Source organism: Loigolactobacillus rennini DSM 20253, from assembly GCF_001436505.1.
GTDB classification, from domain to species: Bacteria; Bacillota; Bacilli; order Lactobacillales; family Lactobacillaceae; genus Loigolactobacillus; species Loigolactobacillus rennini.
The window spans coordinates 18,554-36,963 of the sequence record NZ_AYYI01000021.1 but is presented as its reverse complement, the minus strand read 5'-3'; the positions used below and the strand labels follow the sequence as shown (position 1 = coordinate 36,963).

At 39.6% G+C, this 18,410-nt stretch carries 22 protein-coding genes; 15 read left to right on the top strand and 7 right to left on the bottom strand.

The window, feature by feature from the left end:
• Positions 1 to 454: 454 nt before the first annotated feature.
• Positions 455 to 895: an Hsp20/alpha crystallin family protein gene (locus FC24_RS03250; RefSeq protein ID WP_057873442.1), complete on the bottom strand. Its 441-nt coding sequence runs from the start codon at positions 893 to 895 to the stop codon at positions 455 to 457.
• A gap of 333 nt (positions 896 to 1,228) precedes the next feature.
• Between FC24_RS03250 and FC24_RS03245 the strand changes: the two genes are divergently transcribed.
• The 7 genes from FC24_RS03245 to FC24_RS03215 all read left to right on the top strand — a co-directional run bounded on the left by FC24_RS03245 (position 1,229) and on the right by FC24_RS03215 (position 5,927).
• A complete protein-coding gene (locus tag FC24_RS03245; protein ID WP_420805248.1) occupies positions 1,229 to 2,386 on the top strand; it encodes a betaine/proline/choline family ABC transporter ATP-binding protein in 1,158 nt (385 codons plus the stop codon).
• Positions 2,383 to 3,021, top strand: coding sequence for an ABC transporter permease (locus tag FC24_RS03240; protein WP_057873440.1), 639 nt, complete (start codon positions 2,383 to 2,385; stop codon positions 3,019 to 3,021). Before FC24_RS03245 ends, FC24_RS03240 begins: the two co-directional genes overlap by 4 nt.
• Positions 3,021 to 3,950 carry an osmoprotectant ABC transporter substrate-binding protein gene (locus tag FC24_RS03235; RefSeq protein WP_057873439.1) on the top strand — a complete coding sequence of 310 codons (930 nt, stop codon included), beginning with the start codon at positions 3,021 to 3,023 and terminating at the stop codon, positions 3,948 to 3,950. Before FC24_RS03240 ends, FC24_RS03235 begins: the two co-directional genes overlap by 1 nt.
• Positions 3,950 to 4,612 carry an ABC transporter permease gene (locus FC24_RS03230; RefSeq protein WP_057873438.1) on the top strand — a complete coding sequence of 221 codons (663 nt, stop codon included), beginning with the start codon at positions 3,950 to 3,952 and terminating at the stop codon, positions 4,610 to 4,612. Before FC24_RS03235 ends, FC24_RS03230 begins: the two co-directional genes overlap by 1 nt.
• Positions 4,613 to 4,692: 80 nt before the next feature.
• Positions 4,693 to 5,223: a DNA-3-methyladenine glycosylase I gene (locus FC24_RS03225; RefSeq protein ID WP_057873437.1), complete on the top strand. Its 531-nt coding sequence runs from the start codon at positions 4,693 to 4,695 to the stop codon at positions 5,221 to 5,223.
• Between the two features lie 108 nt (positions 5,224 to 5,331).
• On the top strand, positions 5,332 to 5,616 hold the full coding sequence (locus tag FC24_RS03220; RefSeq protein ID WP_057873436.1) for a type II toxin-antitoxin system RelE/ParE family toxin: 285 nt from the start codon (positions 5,332 to 5,334) through the stop codon (positions 5,614 to 5,616).
• A gap of 17 nt (positions 5,617 to 5,633) precedes the next feature.
• Positions 5,634 to 5,927 carry a HigA family addiction module antitoxin gene (locus tag FC24_RS03215; protein WP_057873435.1) on the top strand — a complete coding sequence of 98 codons (294 nt, stop codon included), beginning with the start codon at positions 5,634 to 5,636 and terminating at the stop codon, positions 5,925 to 5,927.
• Positions 5,928 to 6,088: 161 nt separating this feature from the next.
• On the opposite strand, the gene FC24_RS03210 is transcribed toward FC24_RS03215, so the two are convergent.
• Positions 6,089 to 6,703, bottom strand: a complete 615-nt coding sequence (locus FC24_RS03210; protein WP_057873434.1) for a LysE/ArgO family amino acid transporter — start codon at positions 6,701 to 6,703, stop codon at positions 6,089 to 6,091.
• A gap of 368 nt (positions 6,704 to 7,071) precedes the next feature.
• Here FC24_RS03210 and FC24_RS03205 point away from each other — a divergent pair, with 368 nt between their 5' ends.
• The 3 genes from FC24_RS03205 (at position 7,072) to FC24_RS03200 (ending at position 9,070) form a co-directional block, all read left to right on the top strand.
• Positions 7,072 to 7,791, top strand: a complete 720-nt coding sequence (locus FC24_RS03205; RefSeq protein WP_057873433.1) for a ribonuclease H family protein — start codon at positions 7,072 to 7,074, stop codon at positions 7,789 to 7,791.
• Between the two features lie 9 nt (positions 7,792 to 7,800).
• Complete coding sequence (locus FC24_RS11450) at positions 7,801 to 7,959, top strand: hypothetical protein (RefSeq protein ID WP_157059074.1); 159 nt, start codon at positions 7,801 to 7,803, stop codon at positions 7,957 to 7,959.
• A gap of 64 nt (positions 7,960 to 8,023) precedes the next feature.
• Entirely contained in the window at positions 8,024 to 9,070 is a 1,047-nt protein-coding gene (locus FC24_RS03200; protein ID WP_057873432.1) for an LCP family protein, read from the top strand.
• Between the two features lie 58 nt (positions 9,071 to 9,128).
• Here FC24_RS03200 and tpx read toward each other — a convergent pair whose 3' ends face one another.
• The 4 genes from tpx to FC24_RS03180 form a co-directional block, all read right to left on the bottom strand.
• Positions 9,129 to 9,620 (bottom strand): thiol peroxidase, encoded by a 492-nt coding sequence (gene tpx / locus FC24_RS03195; RefSeq protein ID WP_057873431.1) that lies wholly within the window; start codon positions 9,618 to 9,620, stop codon positions 9,129 to 9,131.
• 234 nt (positions 9,621 to 9,854) lie between these two features.
• Positions 9,855 to 10,424 carry a hypothetical protein gene (locus FC24_RS03190; protein WP_057873430.1) on the bottom strand — a complete coding sequence of 190 codons (570 nt, stop codon included), beginning with the start codon at positions 10,422 to 10,424 and terminating at the stop codon, positions 9,855 to 9,857.
• Positions 10,425 to 10,538: 114 nt separating this feature from the next.
• A complete protein-coding gene (locus FC24_RS03185; RefSeq protein ID WP_057873429.1) occupies positions 10,539 to 11,135 on the bottom strand; it encodes a TetR/AcrR family transcriptional regulator in 597 nt (198 codons plus the stop codon).
• A 21-nt stretch (positions 11,136 to 11,156) separates the two neighbouring features.
• Complete coding sequence (locus FC24_RS03180; protein ID WP_057873428.1) at positions 11,157 to 12,308, bottom strand: AI-2E family transporter; 1,152 nt, start codon at positions 12,306 to 12,308, stop codon at positions 11,157 to 11,159.
• 242 nt (positions 12,309 to 12,550) lie between these two features.
• On the opposite strand from FC24_RS03180, the gene spx reads away from it, so the two are divergent.
• From spx to FC24_RS11330, 4 genes are all read left to right on the top strand, one after another.
• Positions 12,551 to 12,952, top strand: coding sequence for a transcriptional regulator Spx (gene spx / locus FC24_RS03175; RefSeq protein ID WP_057873427.1), 402 nt, complete (start codon positions 12,551 to 12,553; stop codon positions 12,950 to 12,952).
• A gap of 608 nt (positions 12,953 to 13,560) precedes the next feature.
• Positions 13,561 to 14,607 carry a WxLIP family cell surface protein gene (locus FC24_RS03170; protein WP_057873426.1) on the top strand — a complete coding sequence of 349 codons (1,047 nt, stop codon included), beginning with the start codon at positions 13,561 to 13,563 and terminating at the stop codon, positions 14,605 to 14,607.
• Positions 14,608 to 15,007: 400 nt separating this feature from the next.
• The gene (locus tag FC24_RS03165; protein ID WP_057873425.1) at positions 15,008 to 15,334 is read left to right on the top strand and encodes a hypothetical protein; all 327 of its coding nucleotides are present in this window, start codon (positions 15,008 to 15,010) and stop codon (positions 15,332 to 15,334) included.
• Positions 15,335 to 15,355: 21 nt separating this feature from the next.
• On the top strand, positions 15,356 to 15,781 hold the full coding sequence (locus FC24_RS11330) for a WxL domain-containing protein (RefSeq protein ID WP_083485614.1): 426 nt from the start codon (positions 15,356 to 15,358) through the stop codon (positions 15,779 to 15,781).
• Positions 15,782 to 15,931: 150 nt separating this feature from the next.
• On the opposite strand, the gene FC24_RS03155 is transcribed toward FC24_RS11330, so the two are convergent.
• Positions 15,932 to 16,630, bottom strand: coding sequence for a helix-turn-helix transcriptional regulator (locus FC24_RS03155; RefSeq protein ID WP_057873423.1), 699 nt, complete (start codon positions 16,628 to 16,630; stop codon positions 15,932 to 15,934).
• A gap of 759 nt (positions 16,631 to 17,389) precedes the next feature.
• On the opposite strand from FC24_RS03155, the gene tdcB reads away from it, so the two are divergent.
• A complete protein-coding gene (gene tdcB, locus FC24_RS03150) occupies positions 17,390 to 18,403 on the top strand; it encodes a bifunctional threonine ammonia-lyase/L-serine ammonia-lyase TdcB (protein WP_057873422.1) in 1,014 nt (337 codons plus the stop codon).
• Positions 18,404 to 18,410: the final 7 nt, after the last annotated feature.

Below are 18,410 nucleotides of genomic sequence, written 5' to 3'. Positions count from 1 at the left end.
AACTTGGGAGTTTTTGTTCTTATATGATATGAAATCCTTTTTTAAAAATCTATGGGAATAAAAGTATATGAAATTGAACATGATACTAGTGCCACAGTAAAGAATTTAATTAATACTCATGAACAAAAGAATTTAGATTCACCTCATAACAAAGAAGGACGAGCATATCAATGGAATAATTTTGTCTGAAATTTCAGAAGAGCACTCTTGTTTTAAAATTAACATTTACCAATGAAAATTGCAGTTTTCTTGTGGGGTAAAGCGAAAAATACTGAGCAAGAAAAAAGATATAATCGTAGACTACTAGTTATCTATGAGCGAGAAATTAGCAAATACTTGAAGAATTCAAAAAATAAAAAAGTACACAGTAAAGTTGGTATAAAAATAGCGTTGCAATGGACTGCAACGCTATTTGCATTCTGACAGTACTGTCAGAATGAACAGCATAATTTAATTAATCAATTTCGATTTGATGGTTTTTAGCTTCAGCGGATTTTGGCAAGTTAATTGTCAAAACACCTTTGTCGTAATGTGCCGTGATATTGCTTTGATCAACATTTGGTAACCGATATTGCCGTGAGAATTGACCATAGCGACGTTCACGGTGAATCAATTGATCGTTCTTATCACGTTCATCGGTATTTTGTTCGCTTTTAGCACTGACGCTTAAGATGCTATCTTGATAATTCAATTGCAAGTTTTTCTTGTCGATACCCGGAAGATCAATGGTAACCGTGTAAGCTTTGTCTGTTTCACTAATATCAGTTTTCATGGTGTCATTAAATTCTGGAAATTGAAAAGCATCATCAAAGAAGCCATGCGCCAGCCGATTGAAAAAGCGATCCGCGCCGAAATCTGCTAAGCCGTTCCGCCGATTCATTAAATCATTTGCCATAACAAAAGCCCCATTTCTGATAGTTTATTTGCAAGGGCTCATTTCCCTTACACTTTCTATTATAGTCAGAATTGATAAAACTGCTAGTAATTAGCACTCAAAACTTTCGAGTGCTAATTTGCATTTAGACAGAAGTTCCGTAATAATAGAAGTATTAATTGTCAATCGCGTTATAATATAAACTAGGGGAGTTTATATTATTCATTTAGCCAGAAATGTTTGTTGGTGATTAAGCTTTATGGAACCAAATTGATTCATACCGTTTTGAAAGTAACGGTATTTTAGTGATTGAAAATTTAAAAGAAGGTGATGATCAGAGTGGCATTTTTAACAATGGCGCACTTGAATAAGATCTACGGGAACTTTAAAGCAGTAGACGATTTTAATCTAGATGTTGAAAAAGGCGAATTCATCTGTTTCATCGGCACGTCTGGTTCAGGAAAGACAACAACCATGCGGATGATTAACCGCATGTTGAAACAGACTTCCGGCACCATCAAAATTAATGGTGAGGATATTGCGCAAATGGACCCGGTTAAGTTGCGCCGTAAAATTGGTTATGTGATTCAAAATATTGGGTTATTACCCCACATGACCATTCGCGAAAATATTACTTTAGTGCCCAAATTATTGAAATGGTCAGAGGAAAAACGTAACGAACGTGCAAAAAAGATGATTCAATTGGTTGAACTGCCAGAAGATTATTTAGACCGTTACCCAGCGGAGCTTTCTGGTGGTGAGCAACAACGAATCGGTGTTGTTCGCGCATTGGCAGCTGATCAAGACATTATCTTGATGGACGAGCCCTTTGGTGCGCTAGACCCGATTACGCGCGACTCCCTTCAGGATTTAGTGAAAGACTTACAAGAGCGATTAGGCAAAACTTTCATTTTTGTGACGCATGATATGGACGAAGCGCTGACGTTAGCGACCCGGATTGTCATTATGTCACACGGAAAACAAGTTCAAGTGGATACGCCGGACAACATTTTACGCCATCCTAAAAATGAATTTGTTGAGAATTTAATTGGTGAAGAACGGCTGATTCAGGCACGGCCAAGCATTACAACGGTTGGCCAAGTGGCTACCAAGGCGGTTTCTGCCCACGAAACGCAGACCATCAAAGAAGCCTTAGATGAAATGCACACTAAGCGGGTTGATACGCTGCTAGTGACCGATGATCAAGGCCGGTTATGCGGTTTTATCGGGATTGAAGAAATCAACCGTTATTATGGTACTGGCAAAAAAATCGGTGAAATTATGAATCGAAATATTTTCTACGTCAAGGAAGATTCAGTGATTCGTGATACTGTGGAACGGATTCTAAAGCGTGGATTTAAAAACGTACCGGTGATTGACGATGACCATCATCTAGTGGGCATTGTGACCCGCGCCACTTTAGTGGACATGGTTTACGACGCGCTTTGGGGCGAAACCGATAAAAATGAGACCCCAACTTCTGCTAATTCGGAGGCAGGTGATCCAGCGTGATCACTTTTTTGCAAAACTACGGGCCACAACTGCTAGTTAAAACTTGGCAGCACACTTATATTTCAGCCATTGCCCTCTTTTTAGGGGTAATTGTGGCTATACCTTTAGGGGTTGTCTTGACCCGGTTTAAAAAAGTCGCTGGTTTCACCATTGGATTAGCCAGTGTGTTACAAACCGTTCCCGCCATGGCGTTATTGGCTATCATGATTCCAATTTTTGGAATTGGTGCTTTGCCAGCAATCGTTGCCCTGTTCATTTATTCCTTATTGCCAATTTTACGTAACACCTATTTAGGGTTGGAAAATGTTGATCCAACGTTACTAGACGCTGCTAAAGGCATGGGAATGAATGATCTGCAATCTATTTTACAAGTGGAACTCCGACTAGCAGCACCCGTGATTATGGCTGGAGTGCGGTTGTCTGCGACTTACGTGATCGCTTGGACGGCATTAGCTTCCTATATCGGTGCTGGTGGTCTAGGTGATTTCATCTTTAACGGATTAAATCTTTATCGTTCAGATTTGATCTTAGGCGGCTCAATTCCGGTAATCATTTTAGCATTAGTGGTGGACTTTCTTTTAGGTCGTTTAGAGATGTTACTAACGCCAAAAATGAAACAGGAGGGGAGTCATTAATGCGGCAACACAAACCTTTTAAACTGATTTTATTTTTTCTTGCGTTAGTGGTAGTACTTTCAGGCTGTAGTTTTCCTGGCTTGAGTAACAGCAGTAAGGATACGGTTCGTATTGCCTCTCAAAACACGACAGAACAACAAGTTATGGCAGCGATGATTCAACAGATGATTGAACACTATTCAGATTTGAATACCACGATTATTAATAACTTAGGCTCAAGTACGGTAACTTTTGAGGCCCAACAACGCAATGAAGCTGATTTAACGGCAATTCGTTACAACGGGACCGATTTTCAGACGGTTTTAAATAAATCAGGGGATACTGATCCTAAAATCGTTGATGAAAAAGTTCGCCGCGTTTTTAAAGACAAGTACGATATAGTTTATTTTCCAAGTTATGGCTTCGCAGACACCTATCAATTTATGGTGTCACAGGAATACGCTAAGGAGCACAATTTAAAAACGGTAAGCGATTTGAAAAAAATTGCACCAGAGATGCGAGTAGGGATCGACCAAAGTTGGATGCACCGTAAAGGTGATGGCTATACAGACTTTAAAAAGCGCTATGGTTTTGGCTTCGGCCACGTTTATCCCATGCAGATTGGTTTAGTTTATAATGCTTTAGCCAGTGGTAAAATGGATGCTGTTTTAGGCTATTCCACTGATGGTCGAATCGGAAGCTATAATTTGAAGCTACTGGAGGATAATTTGCATTATTTTCCACCTTATGACGCCAGCGTTGTGGTCAATAAATCAGCTTTAAAACAGCACCCGCAGTTAAAGGGAATTTTGCGGCGCTTAGGTGGTAAAATTCCAGTGGAAACCATGCAGAAATTAAATTATAAAGTCGATAATAACTTACAGGAACCAGCTACGGTGGCGCATAACTTTTTAGAACAGCACAATTATTTCGAAGGGCGTGATGATTAATGCAAAACATGAATCTTTTACAACAATTGGCTTATTATTTTGCTCACAACGGAATGTATGTGCTAGAACAGTTTAACCGTCACTTTCTCATTTCGATTTACGGCGTTTTATTGGCAGCAATTGTGGGGATTCCCATCGGTATTTTAATTTCTCGTTACCGTAAGCTCAGTGATTGGGTGATCGGCGCAGCTAATGTGATTCAAACGGTACCATCATTAGCCATGCTATCAATTATCATGTTAGGCTTAGGTTTAGGAGTGAATACGGTAATTGTAACGGTCTTTTTCTATGCTTTATTACCGATTATCAAAAACACTTATACGGGTATGGTTAACGTTAACCGTGATGTATTAGATGCCGGTAAAGGCATGGGGATGACGCGACTGCAAATTTTGCGATTTATTGAGATTCCTTTGTCGTTATCTGTAATTATGGCGGGTTTGCGCAATGCGTTAGTTTTGGCCATTGGGATTACTGCGATCGGCTCGTTTGTTGGTTCTGGTGGCTTAGGCGATATCATCATTAGAGGGACTAACGCAACTAACGGTGGTGCCATTATTTTAGCCGGTGCATTACCAACTGCGTTGATGGCCATTATTTCCGATGCAGTCTTAGGCTTTTTGGAAAAGCATTTTGATCCTGCTGCGCGGGAAACGGCTTAGTATAATCTGAGTGATAGTGTTTTAAAAGCTGGGTGATGATGAATCACTCGGCTTTTATTATGTTAAAGGGAGGAATCTATATGGATGCACATGATCAAACTTGTTGGCAAAGTAATGGGACTAAGGAGTACCACGCTTATTTTGGCACGCCCACCCATAATGATCACATTCTATTTGAATTGCTAACTGTGGGTGTTTTTCAAGTTGGTTTGAGCTGGCAGGCGGCCGCCAGCAAATTGCCCGTATACCGGCGTGTTTTTGCAGGGATGGATATTGCAAAAGTCGCGGCGTTTGATCAAGCTGATATTGAACGGATCGCGGCAGAACCAGCGATGATCCGTAACCCACAAAAAATCCGCGCCACGGTGACCAATGCGCGGGCTATTTTAGCCGTTCAACATGAATTTGGCAGTTTTGCGGCGTATTTATGGCAATTCGTTAATCAAGTACCATTATTAATTAAGTATCAAGCACCAGAGGATGTCGATCATCAAGCGCCTTTAACCACCAAAGTCGCAAAAGACATGAAGCGGCGGGGATTTAAATACGTTGGGCCCATTGTCACGCACATGTTTATGCGTGCGGCGGGCATTGTGCAGGTGATGGATTAGATGAGTAATATAAATGTTTAAGACAAGTTTAGCGTATCTTTAAAAATAGAAGCAATAGTGAGCGCACCTATACATTACATGTATAATCATCAGTGAGCTGGAGAAAAAATGATTAAAGATTTTGCCGATAAGGAAACTGAGAAAGTCTATCAACAAAAGTTTTCCAAGAAACTGCCTGTAAACATTCAGCGAATTGCACTGCGTAAACTAATGATGATTGATAATGCAAATGATATAATGGATTTGACAGTACCACCAGCTAATCACCTAGAATACCTAGCGGGCAAGCGTAAAGGTCAGCAGAGTATCAGGATCAATAAGCAATATCGAATTTGCTTTGTTTTAAAAGACCGTAATGAATTCTATGATGTTGAAATTGTTGACTATCATTAAAGGTAGGAGAAAGTTAAATGACAAAAATAACAACTCCCAAAATGAGCGAAATTCTACGTGAAGAATTCATGGCCCCCTTAAAAATATCAGCCTATTTTTTAGCTAAACGGATCGGTGTCCCGACTTCTAGAATTCAAGATATTTTACATGATCGGCGGCAAGTAACGATTGATACTTCGATACGTTTAGGCCGTTTTTTTGGCGTTTCTGAACGTTATTTTTTAAATTTACAAAACGATATTGACATTCGTAACGCTAAGCAACGTAAAGGAAAAGAATATCAACGGATTCAAAAATATGACTCTGCTTAAAGTTTGAGTTAGCACAACTGAGACAAAAATGAAGCACAATTCAAGTTAGTGAATTGTATTTTGTTTTATCACTATAAAAAGTACCACCTATATAAATAAAGCAGACACAAAAACCGCAACTGAACGTTAATGTTCAGTTGCGGTTACTTGTTTCCACAAGCTTATGCTGAAATAGTTTTAATGAAATTCCAAAGCAGTTTAACACCGTATAAAACCACAACAGCACCACAGATTCGGTTAAACCAAGTCATCCGGTTTTGCGTTAATTTGTGCTTAAAGCGGCTTAACGCGCCTGTTAAGCCAAGGTACCAAACAAAGGCGGCTGTCACAATGCCAGTAATGAATAGTAGCGCTGCTTCTGGTGATAATGAAACCCGAAAAGCGGCTAACATGACGGAGCCATCGATCAAAGCTTGCGGATTTAACCAAGTGACCATCAGCGCCATGCTAAAAACTTTTACCCAAGAAAAGTTTTGCTCGGTGGCAGAAGGAGGCTGAGCTTCGGTGCGCATAATATTAATCCCAATTAAGGCGACTAAAATACCACCGACTAATAAAATGCCGACTTTAAGCAGCTGATACTGCATTAATAATTGGCCAACACCGTAAAAGCACACAATAGATAAGAAAACATCAAAGACCGCTACAACCGTTGCAGTGAGATACGCAGTGTGCCGTGGTTGATTAAGTGCCGTATTGATGATGAACAAATTTGCGATGCCTAAAGGGGCGATGAAAGCCAACCCTAACAATAACCCTTCAAAATAAGTTGCCATTTGATCCCTCCTAATTTAATGAACGCACTGTTTCTACAATAACAAGTTTGGTGAGCTTTTGCTTGGGCAAAGGTTAAGAATTCGCTGGGCAACACATTAAAATTTGCTGGGCAATTTAACATGAGAAAGTCAATTTAAAATGCGGCACCAGTGAATTGCTGCAGAAAAATGCAATAAAATAAGCCAGCCATCCGTTGTTGAATGCCGTGACTAAATAAAACGAACGATTTGATTTTGCCTGTCCAATCATCATAGCTTAGCATATTAGTTAACTTGGAGCAATATGGTTGATTCATCCAGCGTATTTGTTGCCAAGACATTATTTAGTTATAATGAAAGATAATTAATGTACAGTAAGGATGGCCAACATGGCGGCAAAAAAATATTACGCAATTGCAAAAGGAAAACAAACTGGTGTCTTTCAGGCACCTTGGGCTCAGGTGAAACAACTAGTTGAAGGTTATCCTGGCGCCCGGTATAAAGGCTTTGCCACCGAGCAAGCGGCTTTAACTTGGCTACAAGCACCACAAAAAACCGTTAAAAAACCAGCCCAAAAACAGCCTGTTTCACAGCAAGCCGAGCAGTCAGCTTCGGTGATTTATGTTTACACAGATGGTGGCTCGCGTAACACGGGCAATATTGCTGGCGGCCATGTTAAAACCGGGGACAAAGCTGCTTGGGCGTATTTATTAACTTATCAAGGAAAACAATTAAGTGATTCTGCTGGCGAATTTGGGGCAACTAACAATAAAATGGAAATTATGGCTTTAGTTAAAGCTTTACAGCGGGTTAAAGTAGTTTGGGGTACCCAGACCCCGTTGGTAGTGGTGGCGGATTCGCGCTATGTTTTAAACGCCATTACGAAAAATTGGCTAGCAGGTTGGCAGCGGCGCGGTTGGCAGCGCAGTGGCGGTCAGCCATTAGCCAATAAAGCACTGTGGCAGCAGTTAGCGCAACTATTGCCGCAGTTTAAGCAGATCGATTATCAATGGACTAAAGGCCATGCGACAAATGCGGGAAATGTTTTTGTCGATCAGGCCCTTAATCGCACGATGGATCAGTTAACAGCTGCGCCAAATAAATCGTGAGGTGAGTCAATGCAACGTTTAGGGACGATTTTGTTGTACGGTTTAGCCGTTATTTTTTCCGGTGTGATGATGTTGCGCTATAGTAGTTGGTTTTGGGTAGTTTTAAGTATTTTGCTCATTTTGTTAAGCATAGGTTTAGGTCGTTATTTTAGTCAACGTCGACGTTAAGTTGAGGTAGCTGTTAGTTTATGCTAGGGTGTAGTAGATGTTGCAGAAGATGGGGTGAAATTGCATGCGCCGAAGCAGGCCAAAAAGGCACCATTGGGTTCGGAATGGTTTATTGATTTTACTAGCGGTTGTTTTGATCACTGGTGGTGGTTTTGCATACCATTTTTTCAAGTTAGCGCGCACTAGTTTTAATCAAATGTACGCGCCTAAGGGCCAGCACTCAACGGCAATTAAAAAGGGGCGTCCCTTTTCAGTCTTAATTTTAGGAGTGGATACTGGTGCGGATGGACGGATTGACAAAGGTAATTCTGACACCTTAATGGTTGCTACTGTTAATCCTAAAACAGAAAAAACGGTGCTATACAGCATCCCCCGTGACACTTTAGTTGAGCTGCGCGGTGACGGTAAGCGAGACATGCAAAAGCTGAATGCGGCGTATAATTTAGGCGGCGTTAAAATGGCTCGGCGGACGGTTAGCAAATTATTGGGCATCCCGATTGATTATTACTTAACGATGAATATGGGTGGATTAGAAAAATTAGTGGATGCGGTTGGTGGCATCACGGTTCACAGTCCAATGGATGTGGAATTTAATGGCATTAAAATCAGCAAAGGGACGCACCATTTAAATGGTAAGCAAGCGCTGAGCTATTCGCGGATGCGCTACCAGGATCCTAAAGGTGATTATGGTCGGCAAATGCGTCAGCAAGAAGTTATTCGCGCAGTAGTCAATAAAATGACTGCGCAAAAGAAATTGTCCCATTATCAAGCTTTATTAACTGCATTAGAGCCTAATGTGCGCACCAATGTGGACTTTAATAGTGCCTTACGCGGCTTGGTAAAATACCGGGCTAATTTAACCCACATTACGTCGCGGCATTTGCAAGGTAAAGACGCTTGGATCAACGGCAGTTCTTATCAAATTGCGACAACTGCTGAATTAACTAAAGTTAACCGCGCGTTGCGGCAAGAATTGGCACTGCCAGCGAAAAGATTAGATAATGAGGAAACTCGGCTAAATGCATTGAATCCAACCTTTGATGGTAAAAAAAGCCAGCTTTATAATACTTTTGGCTTAGATACCGTCTATTATACAAATAATACTTATTAAAAAACGAGTCAACCGTTAATCGGCTGATTCGTTTTTTAAAGTGAATTTAAAATCTAGTTTAAAGTTGATTTAAAAAATCAATTGCTTGTTGGTAATTTGGTTCATTAGCTAATTCTTCCAATAATTCGCGGTATAAGATTTTACCATTGCCATCAACGATGAAAATGGAACGCGCGTCTAAACCTTTAGCATCGATGAGCAAGCCCATGGCGTTACCAAAGGTATGGTCAGCATCAGACAGCATTTCCATCTTTTTGACCCCTTCAGCAGCACACCAATTGCTTTGTTGCTCAGTGGTGTTGGTGGAAACAGTGACAAAGCGGATGTTAGGGATTTTATCTGCATCTTTGTTAAAATGCTTGGTTTGAATACTGCAAACGCTGGTATTGATGTCTGGTACAACACTAATTAAAGTAGTTTGTCCCTTTAAATCAGCAGTAGTTAAAGTTTTACCGGCTTTATTCAATAATTTGAAATCAGGTAATTGTTCACCGACTTTTGGTGCTTCACCAACAGTAGAAAGCGGTGTTCCGTGCATTGTAACGTCCATTTAACTCACCTCATATTATTTGATAACTTCATCATAACACGAATATAGGTTGTGTACAGTTCATTTTGAGAAAACGCTTTTTTAAAGTTTGGCATAAAAGCGTCATTGTACTATAAAAAAGGCGTTTATCTCATCTTAATTATAAAAAATAAAAACAGGCCAGTTACAGTTATAGTGACTCTCAAAAGTCTAGCTTTTGGAAGTCGTACACAGTAGCACGGCCTGTTTTTTAAATTATTTTACATATTGTAATTGATAGCCGCCATGACCGTCGGAAACTACATTAAAGTTATGGTAGCCTTGGTTTAGCCAAGTGGAAGCATGCGCCCGGCCCCAAGAAACGGCCTCGCTGACGGATGAAAAGGTTTGGCCATCGCCAGCAGAATCTGTCTTGCCATCACTTTCAGAATCAGTGCTTTCTTTATCAGCCTCATCAGTGTCAGCATCAGAATTGCTGTCTGTTGTATCTGAGCTAGTATCACTACTGCTGCTAGTGTCGCTGGTACTACTGTGACTACTACTTGCAGCTTGCTGCGTGTCTTGATGATGATTTGTGGTTTGTGTCGTCTGCGGTTCAGTGGTTTGATTATCTTTTGCAATACTTGAAAATTCCGCATAAATGCCAAAGGCAACGATTAAAATGACAATGAAGATTAATCCCCATCGATGGCGAATGATAAAAGGCTGCTGTGTCTGTGACGCCTTACTAATAGGCTGTTTTGCTGTTGTCCGTTTAGGGGCACGTTGTGCACGCTGTTTAGCGTGACGTGCCACGCGGCTATTTTTTTGGTCGTGCTGGGTCATTAAACAAGCTCCCTTACAAAACATTTACTAAATTATAACACGGTTTGGGCCAGAAGTACTGCGCCAAACCGTAATGGTAGTTGGTGTAAATTATTTTGAGCAGCATCATTGGTGTTAGTCAATGATGCTTTCCCTGTTAGTGAGCGTAGCTACTTGATTAAGTTTGGTAAAAACATAAGTTGTCCGTTTTTCCCAATTATGCAATGTCACTTCTGGTGCAAACATCATTTGCAGGATTAAAACCATTTGCTGTGCAAAAATGTAGGCTGTTAATTGATCGGCTAAGCGTTGTTGAATGAGTGTGTTTTGTAGACCGTCAATGTAATGGGCCCACATTTGAAAATAGCGATCTTTTAGCTCGGGCATGCGGTTGACTTGTTTTATTAATTGTTGCATATCACGCGTCGCTTGTTTCGTCGCAGTCAGTAATGGCAAATGTGCGATGAATTGGTGAAAGGTTGGCCACACATTGGCAATTGATGTTTGTTGTTGGATTAAGTGTTGCAAGGCGACTAGCAAATCAGTTTCATGGCAAAAGATAATGTCCGCTTTACTATTAAAGTAGGTAAATAGTGTTTTAGGGGTAATGTGTGCTTGCTGGGCAATCGCGGTTACCGTCACATTTTTAAAACCATGCTGGGCAAATAAGACTAAAGCAGCGGTCACAATTTCTTGCCGCTTCCGGGCTTTTTTACGTTCGCGTAATCCCATGATGCCATCTCCTAAAAATAATTAATCGGTTTCGTCATTTTTATGCTGTGTGCGGTACCAACTTGAATTGTGGCGGTACCAATTGAATAAACGACTAACAATAATTTTGATGACCGCGTAGCCAGGAATGCCTAAAATGACTCCCAATAAACCAAATAATTTACCAGCTGTCAGTAACACCAACGCGATGGTGACGGGGTGCATTGCCATGTTGCTACCCATCACTAACGGTGAAATTACTTGGGTCTCAAGTAACCATTCAATGAAGAAAACAATAATCACAGCGATCAACATTTTTGGTGATGTTAAAGCACCGATAATTAGCGCTGGTACCATTGCAACGGCTGAACCTAAATAAGGAATCAAATTCAGTGGTCCGGCCAGCAGACCTAAAGCTAAAGCAAATTTTAAGCCGATTACGCTGTAACCAATCATAAAAATGATCGACACAAAAAGGGCGACTGTTAGCTGGCCTTGAATGTACTGGCCCACTTTGGTACTGATTTCGCTAAATAATTCCAATAAGGTTTTTTGGTAACGTTCTGGAAATAATTTAACAACAGCGTGGGGGAATTGCGCACCATCTTTTAACATGAAAAATAATAGGAAAGGCGCTGTGGCAATGGTGACCACCACATTACCCACTACGTTGATCAAATTATTAATTTGCGAAAAGGTTCCATTGACTAAACTGCCACTTTTACCAGTGAAAAAGTTGGCCAAATCATGACCAATTTCATTCATATCGATGAAACCAGGCCAGTGTTGCTGATCGGCAAATTCACGGCTGATCTTAGTGATTTCTTGCCAGTATTGGGGTGCCGCAGCAATAAAGCTATTGACTTGGCTTTGTACTGCAGGAATAAATTGGCGCATCCCTAAGGCTAATAGTAAGACAATTAAAATAAATAATCCGGCAATGGTTAACGTACGCCGAAAATGCCAGTGCCGTTCCAATAGATTGACTAACGGGACTAATAGATAGTATAAAATCCCGGCAATAATAACGGGTGGTGCCACAATCGCTAAAAATTGTGCAACAGGATCTAATAGCCAAGTTAATTTTGAAGCTAACCAGATTACTAATAATCCTAGTAGAATGTTTAGAAGATAAATGGTTCCTTTATTATTTAAAAATAACCGGGTAAACCAATTTGCCGGTTTATTAGGCATAAACAGCACATCCTTAAAATTAATTATCGCGTGACGCTAAATTACCATATAATCCTAATCATAGCATGATTAATGCACATTCTCAGTTAAAAGGTCAAGCTAATTCTTACAAAAAGGTAAAGGCTGATTTAATTTTGTGCAAGCTATTGCAAAAAGGCGAAATAATTGCTATAATTTACTTACAAATAATAAGTTAGCAACGAGTTGTTTGTGGTAAAAATTTTGACAAAGGGGCGTTTTTAATGACCGTACAACTTTATACGTCGTCAAGTAATGCATCCAGCCGTAAGGCCCGGGCATGGTTCCGTGAACATGATATTCCGTTTACTGAACGGAATATCATGGCACAACCACTGAGCCAGGATGAAGTTAAGCGCCTGCTGCGGCTAACCGAGAATGGGACTGAAGATATCGTATCAACACGAGCTAAAATTTTTGGTAAGTTGAAGATTGATTTAGATACTATCTCGACCGGTAAATTAATTGATTTAATTGCACAGCATCCAGATTTATTGAAACGGCCAATTATGTTTGATGATAAACGTCTGCAAATTGGTTATAACGAAGAAGAAATCCGGCGCTTCCTTCCAAGAAAAACACGCCAATTAGAAATGGAAAAAGTGCGTGCACGTTTAGCAATTTAAATGCTAAGTTTGCGTATTTGTTGATCAGTATTAAAAAACTGCTAATCGAATAATTTGAAGAATAATCTAAATTTAATAATTTAATCAATTATCGCTTAAAAAAGCGGGTGAGTGAATGTTTTCTTTGTGAAATATTCACTCTTTTTTTATTTTTTACAATTTTTTTGCTAAAAAAGGAAAAATAAAACGCTAAAAAATGAAAAAGAACCTTAAAATGAAAGCGCTTATAGTGATTTTTTTGAAAAATAGTCTCAAAAACATTTAATTTTTATGCCAAATAAAAAGTCAAATATCATATATTGGTTTTTTAAATTTTGACTTTTTGACTAAAATAAGTCTGATTTTAGCACCCAAAAGTTTGTGAAATTAGCCTATAAACCTTGATATAACAGAATTCCAAGTTTACAAACTCATGCGGCTATGCTACTCTAATATTGTCAAAGAAATGCTTAATGAAGTTTAAAACTTACTTTTTAACGTTCATCAAAACAAAAAAATGATTAATTTTTTTGATAACGTTCATTCGTTTTAAGTAATTCTTGTGAATTGATTGCTAATGCCGTTGACTTTGGTTAGCAAATTAGCAGAAGGCTAGTGAGGGGTTCGTGTTGAGAAAGTTTTTAAAAAACAGCTTATTAGGAATAGCACTTTTAGGATTAAGCGCATTGATCAGCGCTTTCTTAGGAGCACCCGCGCAAGCAGGGGTGACTAAGGAATCAGCGGACTTTGAAGTGCAGCGAATTCCTAGCTCAGGTCAAGTAAATACTAGCGCAAATTACTTTGATCTCAGATTTAAACCTAAGTCAACGCAGACCATTAGAATGCGGGTACAAAATTTCAGTGATCATAAGATCACGGTGCATTCTACGCTACGTAATGCAATGACCCAGATGGGTGGGGGCATTAGTTTTACTGAAAATACCGAAGCGTTAGATCCTAGTTTAAAGTATCCTTTCACTAAGCTTGCAAAGCTAAAAAAGGGTCACCAAAAGATCAAATTAGCACCGCAACAAGCTAAAATTATCGAAGCAACAATTAAAATGCCAGCAAAACATTTTGAGGGGATGGTTTATGGGGATTGGCATTTTATTGAATATGCAAAAAAGAATAAAGGTAAATCAGCAACCATTTCTGGTAATTATGCCTATTCTATGGGAATTGCGTTACGCGGGCGTGCCTACAATATTTATCCAAAATTAAAGTATCGTGACGTTACGCCGACGCTATATCACCGCCATCCAGCAATTGCAGTTAACCTGCGCAACATTAAGCCGATGGCTTTGACTAAGGTTAGCGCACAAGCAGTAATCACACCACAAGGTAAAGATAAGCCAAAATATGTTTTTCAAAAGGCAGATACAAGTGTTGCGCCAAATTCAGTGATTAGCTTACCGATTTCTTGGGCTTATAATCGCTTGAAACCTGGGAAATATACGGTGAAGGCAAAACTTAGTGGACAAAATCTCTGGAACAGATTACCGATGCAGTGGACCTTTAAGAAATCATTTACGGTTTCAAAAGATACTGCTGATAAGCTGAATAAACAAGCAATTAAAAAGCCAGTGAACAAATGGGCATTTGCTGCCGTTGCTAGTGGGGCTTTAATGATTGTTTCAGCAGTTGCTCTGTGGCGGGTAATCCGGTTACGGCCTTAAAGTGATTGGAAAGGTGACAACATGATACACAAGTTAGTGAATAGATATAGCTATAAGAAAATGAAATGGTTGATGATTGGTTTGACTGCATTGTTTGCCGTTTTATTCATTGTCAGTTTAGTCTTTGCGATTTTAACCCAGATTGAATTGAATTCATACACAACATTGACAATGTAAGCACGTTTTAATAGGTGGGTATATCATACTAAAAATACTAGTATGTTAAAAATAAAAAAAGAAAATAATTTAGGAGGGGGATTTCACTCATGAAATTCACAAAATTAACTAGTACATTATTGTTTGGCACCATGGTTGCAGCAGCATTAGCAGCACCAGTTACGGCCTACGCGGCAACTGAAGAAGGCAACGTGGTAGCAATGGTAATACAGGTTACTTACGTTTGGCACAAGTTCCTAGTGCTTTTGACTTTGGTAATCACACAACGTTTGAAAAAGATGCTAATATTTTTTATGCTAATGGTCAGGACAAAGCAGGCAAATTTGCCCATGAAAATTACAAGACTACTAAAGACAGCGATGCTGAAAAAGATAATGCAACCACTACATTAGACACTGACAATGAAGATTTAAGTGACGTTAATGGTAAATCCCCGGTCATTGTCGTTGATAAACAAGTACTTCGTGATGGCGATGAAGTAAGTGGTAATAACACAAATGAATCTGGTGAGTGGACGTTAACTGTTAAGTCTGACAGTCCATTAAAATAGGTTAGCCAAAATGGAAAAGAAATTACTGGTGGTAGTGAAATTACTGGTGGAACATTAACTTTAGCTAATACTGCTTATGCACGCACTACCAATGTTGCGAGCCTAACTGGTGATGATAACGATAACGACTTTACCATTCCAGAAGGTGCGCAAGACACTGATGTTGGTACTATTTTAGGACAAGATAAAAATGGCATTGCTATTTCCTTAGATGATTCGAGCGAACATGAGGTGGCCAAGGCAGAAAAAGATGAAGGTTTAGGTGCAAATGTTTTTGCTTGGGATAAGAATGATATTAGTTTGGAATTGCCAAAAAGTTCAGCAGTTAACTCTGGTATTTACCAATCAAATTTAACTTGGACTCTGAAAACTGGTATCACTGCTGGTTCTACACCTGGTGGCGACACTGGCGATCAGGGTGGCGACACGGAAAACCCGGGCGCATAATTGTGCTTGGTTCGATTACTTGGACATTGTCCACTGGTATCCGCCGATAGTTATAAGAAATAATAGGGTTTTAAGTTGTTTAAATATGGGCAGAAAAATGGATGGGATTTTCCCATCCATTTTTTGTTTGCGCTAACCACGATAGGGTGATTAATCGCGGCCTTCTTCTTTTACCATCTGTAAGTAACGGTAAACACTAGGTTCAGAGACTTGGATTACGTGAGCAACCACACTGACAGCATCCTTTAGTAGGAAATAGCCTTGTTGGTGTAAGCGGCGAATGATATCCAGTTTGTCATCTCGCTTTAAGTAATCCACGGACACACCCCGTTCGGAACAAATTTTCTCAGTTTCGGTCACTGCTAGTTCGTGAATGGAGCTCGTTAAGTGTTCTGGCTCCATGTTATCGTGATCATGTGCTGGTGTAGGCGTTTTACCGGGTTTCAATTGATTATAACTATTGATGACCTTCGTTAAAGCCTGCTGCAGTTCATCTAACTGACTATTGTCAGTGTTAATGCAAATCATTGCGACGATTTCACCTTCGTAACGAATGAAGTAAGTTGATGAGCAAAGTTTATGGTGATTGTGCACCACGCCTTCGTAGTTAGCTAAGAAATCCCGTTTTTCCACCCGCCCAGCTTTAACGGTCCTTAACGCGAGATCAGTTGCTGGATCACCGACTTTTCGGTGTGAAATGTGGGGGTTACGGATGGCAACGACTGAATGATTTAGATCTGTTAGATCGTTTAATAAAACTTCACTGTGTTCACCTAGAATTTCTGCTAAAAAGTCAATCATCGGAACGTACTGTTGAATGTAATTATGTATTGTTTGTTGATCTGCCATATTTAGCACCTCTATTATTAGTTAATAACCTCCTAACACTATCATACCAAATTTTTCTCTATATGATAACGCTTTATCAATTATTAAAATAGGGATTGTGTCTAGTTCATTCAACTGTTTATTTTAGTTAATTTATTAGTTTGATGCTTTAAAATCAACATTTACATGAATTAATGGCGATTTTTCATCATTTTGGAAATGAAGCGCTTACTTTACTGCTCTGATAAAATTAGAGAGCTTTAATCTATTTCAAATACAAAATAAGAATAAATATATATCGCAATAATAATTTATTTTTGGCTGAAAGCTGGTTTAATCACAATTTTTTTGCTTAGCTCAAATTTTAATAGTTTGTTGCTTTTGGTTAAATGAGAAAAAAGTGAATTGTTTTGTCGCATTGCTAAGATTATTGTAAGCGTTTTCACAAACTGGTTGTTAAATTTGGCAAACGCGCTATGATGAAGTAGTCGGGTTGTGTCAGCTTAAAATGCCCAGACTAAAAGTAAAATTGAAAGGAAGGAGAAGAAATAAGCGTCGGATAGCGCTGATAGTTATCTTGCCAAATGGGCAGTTTAGTCGAATTTTTCCATTATGGGGTGATGTATAACTGAACCGATAGTGGTAATTAATTTGAAGGTATTTTGATTAGTTAACCAATACCCTTAAATTGACCTATCAGCAAAGTAAAAGCAGCTGAAAAGCAAATAATTAAATTTAGTTTAAGGGGTGGATGTTGTGTCAACAGAAGGTATTGCGTCAATGAAAAAACCAACGCCAAAGACTGCAACCACACAGACAGTGACGTTGCAAGACATTAAAACCGCTAGCCAGCTGATTCATCAAGTTGGGCGAACAACGCCATTAATTCAATCAATGTTTTTGTCAAAACAAATACAAGGCCAAGTTTTTCTCAAGCTGGAAAACATGCAATTAACCGGCTCATTTAAGTTCCGCGGCTCGTTTAATAAGATTCAACAACTATCGAAGCAGCAGCGGCAAAAAGGGATTATTACAGCTTCAGCAGGTAATCATGCCCAGGGAGTTGCTTTAACAGCTCAATTATTAGGCATTAAAGCTGTTGTTGTGATGCCAAATGGGGCACCTTTAGCAAAGCAAGCAGCGACTAAAAGCTATGGTGCACAGGTTGTTTTACACGGTGATAATTTTGACGAGGCCCGGGCGTTTATGGAAGCTAAAGCGGCGCAAGATGGGATAACAATCGTTGATCCGTATAATGATCCTGCTGTTATTGCTGGTCAAGGCACAATTGGACTGGAGTTACTAAACCAATTACCTCATGTTGATACCGTGATTGTACCTGTTGGTGGCGGTGGCTTAATTGCTGGTGTAGCAACTGCATTAAAAGCGGTTAATCCGGCAGTTCACATCATCGGTGTTCAATCCCAACGTGTTCATGGCATGGCGGCTTCTTTACACAAGGGCGAGATTACGAAACAAAGCAGTGGCCATACTTTGGCAGACGGGACAGCGGTTGCAGTTCCTGGCAGCATTACTTTCCCGATTGCACAACAATTAGTCGACGAGATGGTTTTAGTAGATGAAACTGAAATCGCGCAGGCGATGAAGGATCTGATGCAGCGGACTAAGATTATTGCAGAAGGGTCTGGTGCTTTACCGGCAGCGGCTTTAGAAGCTGGCAAAATTGATCAAAAGTGGTTAAAAGATAAACAAGTTGTGGCATTAGTTTCAGGTGGCAATGTCGATTTAAAAAATGTTGCGGAAATTATTGAACATTTTAGTGCCAAAAACTAATTCGGCA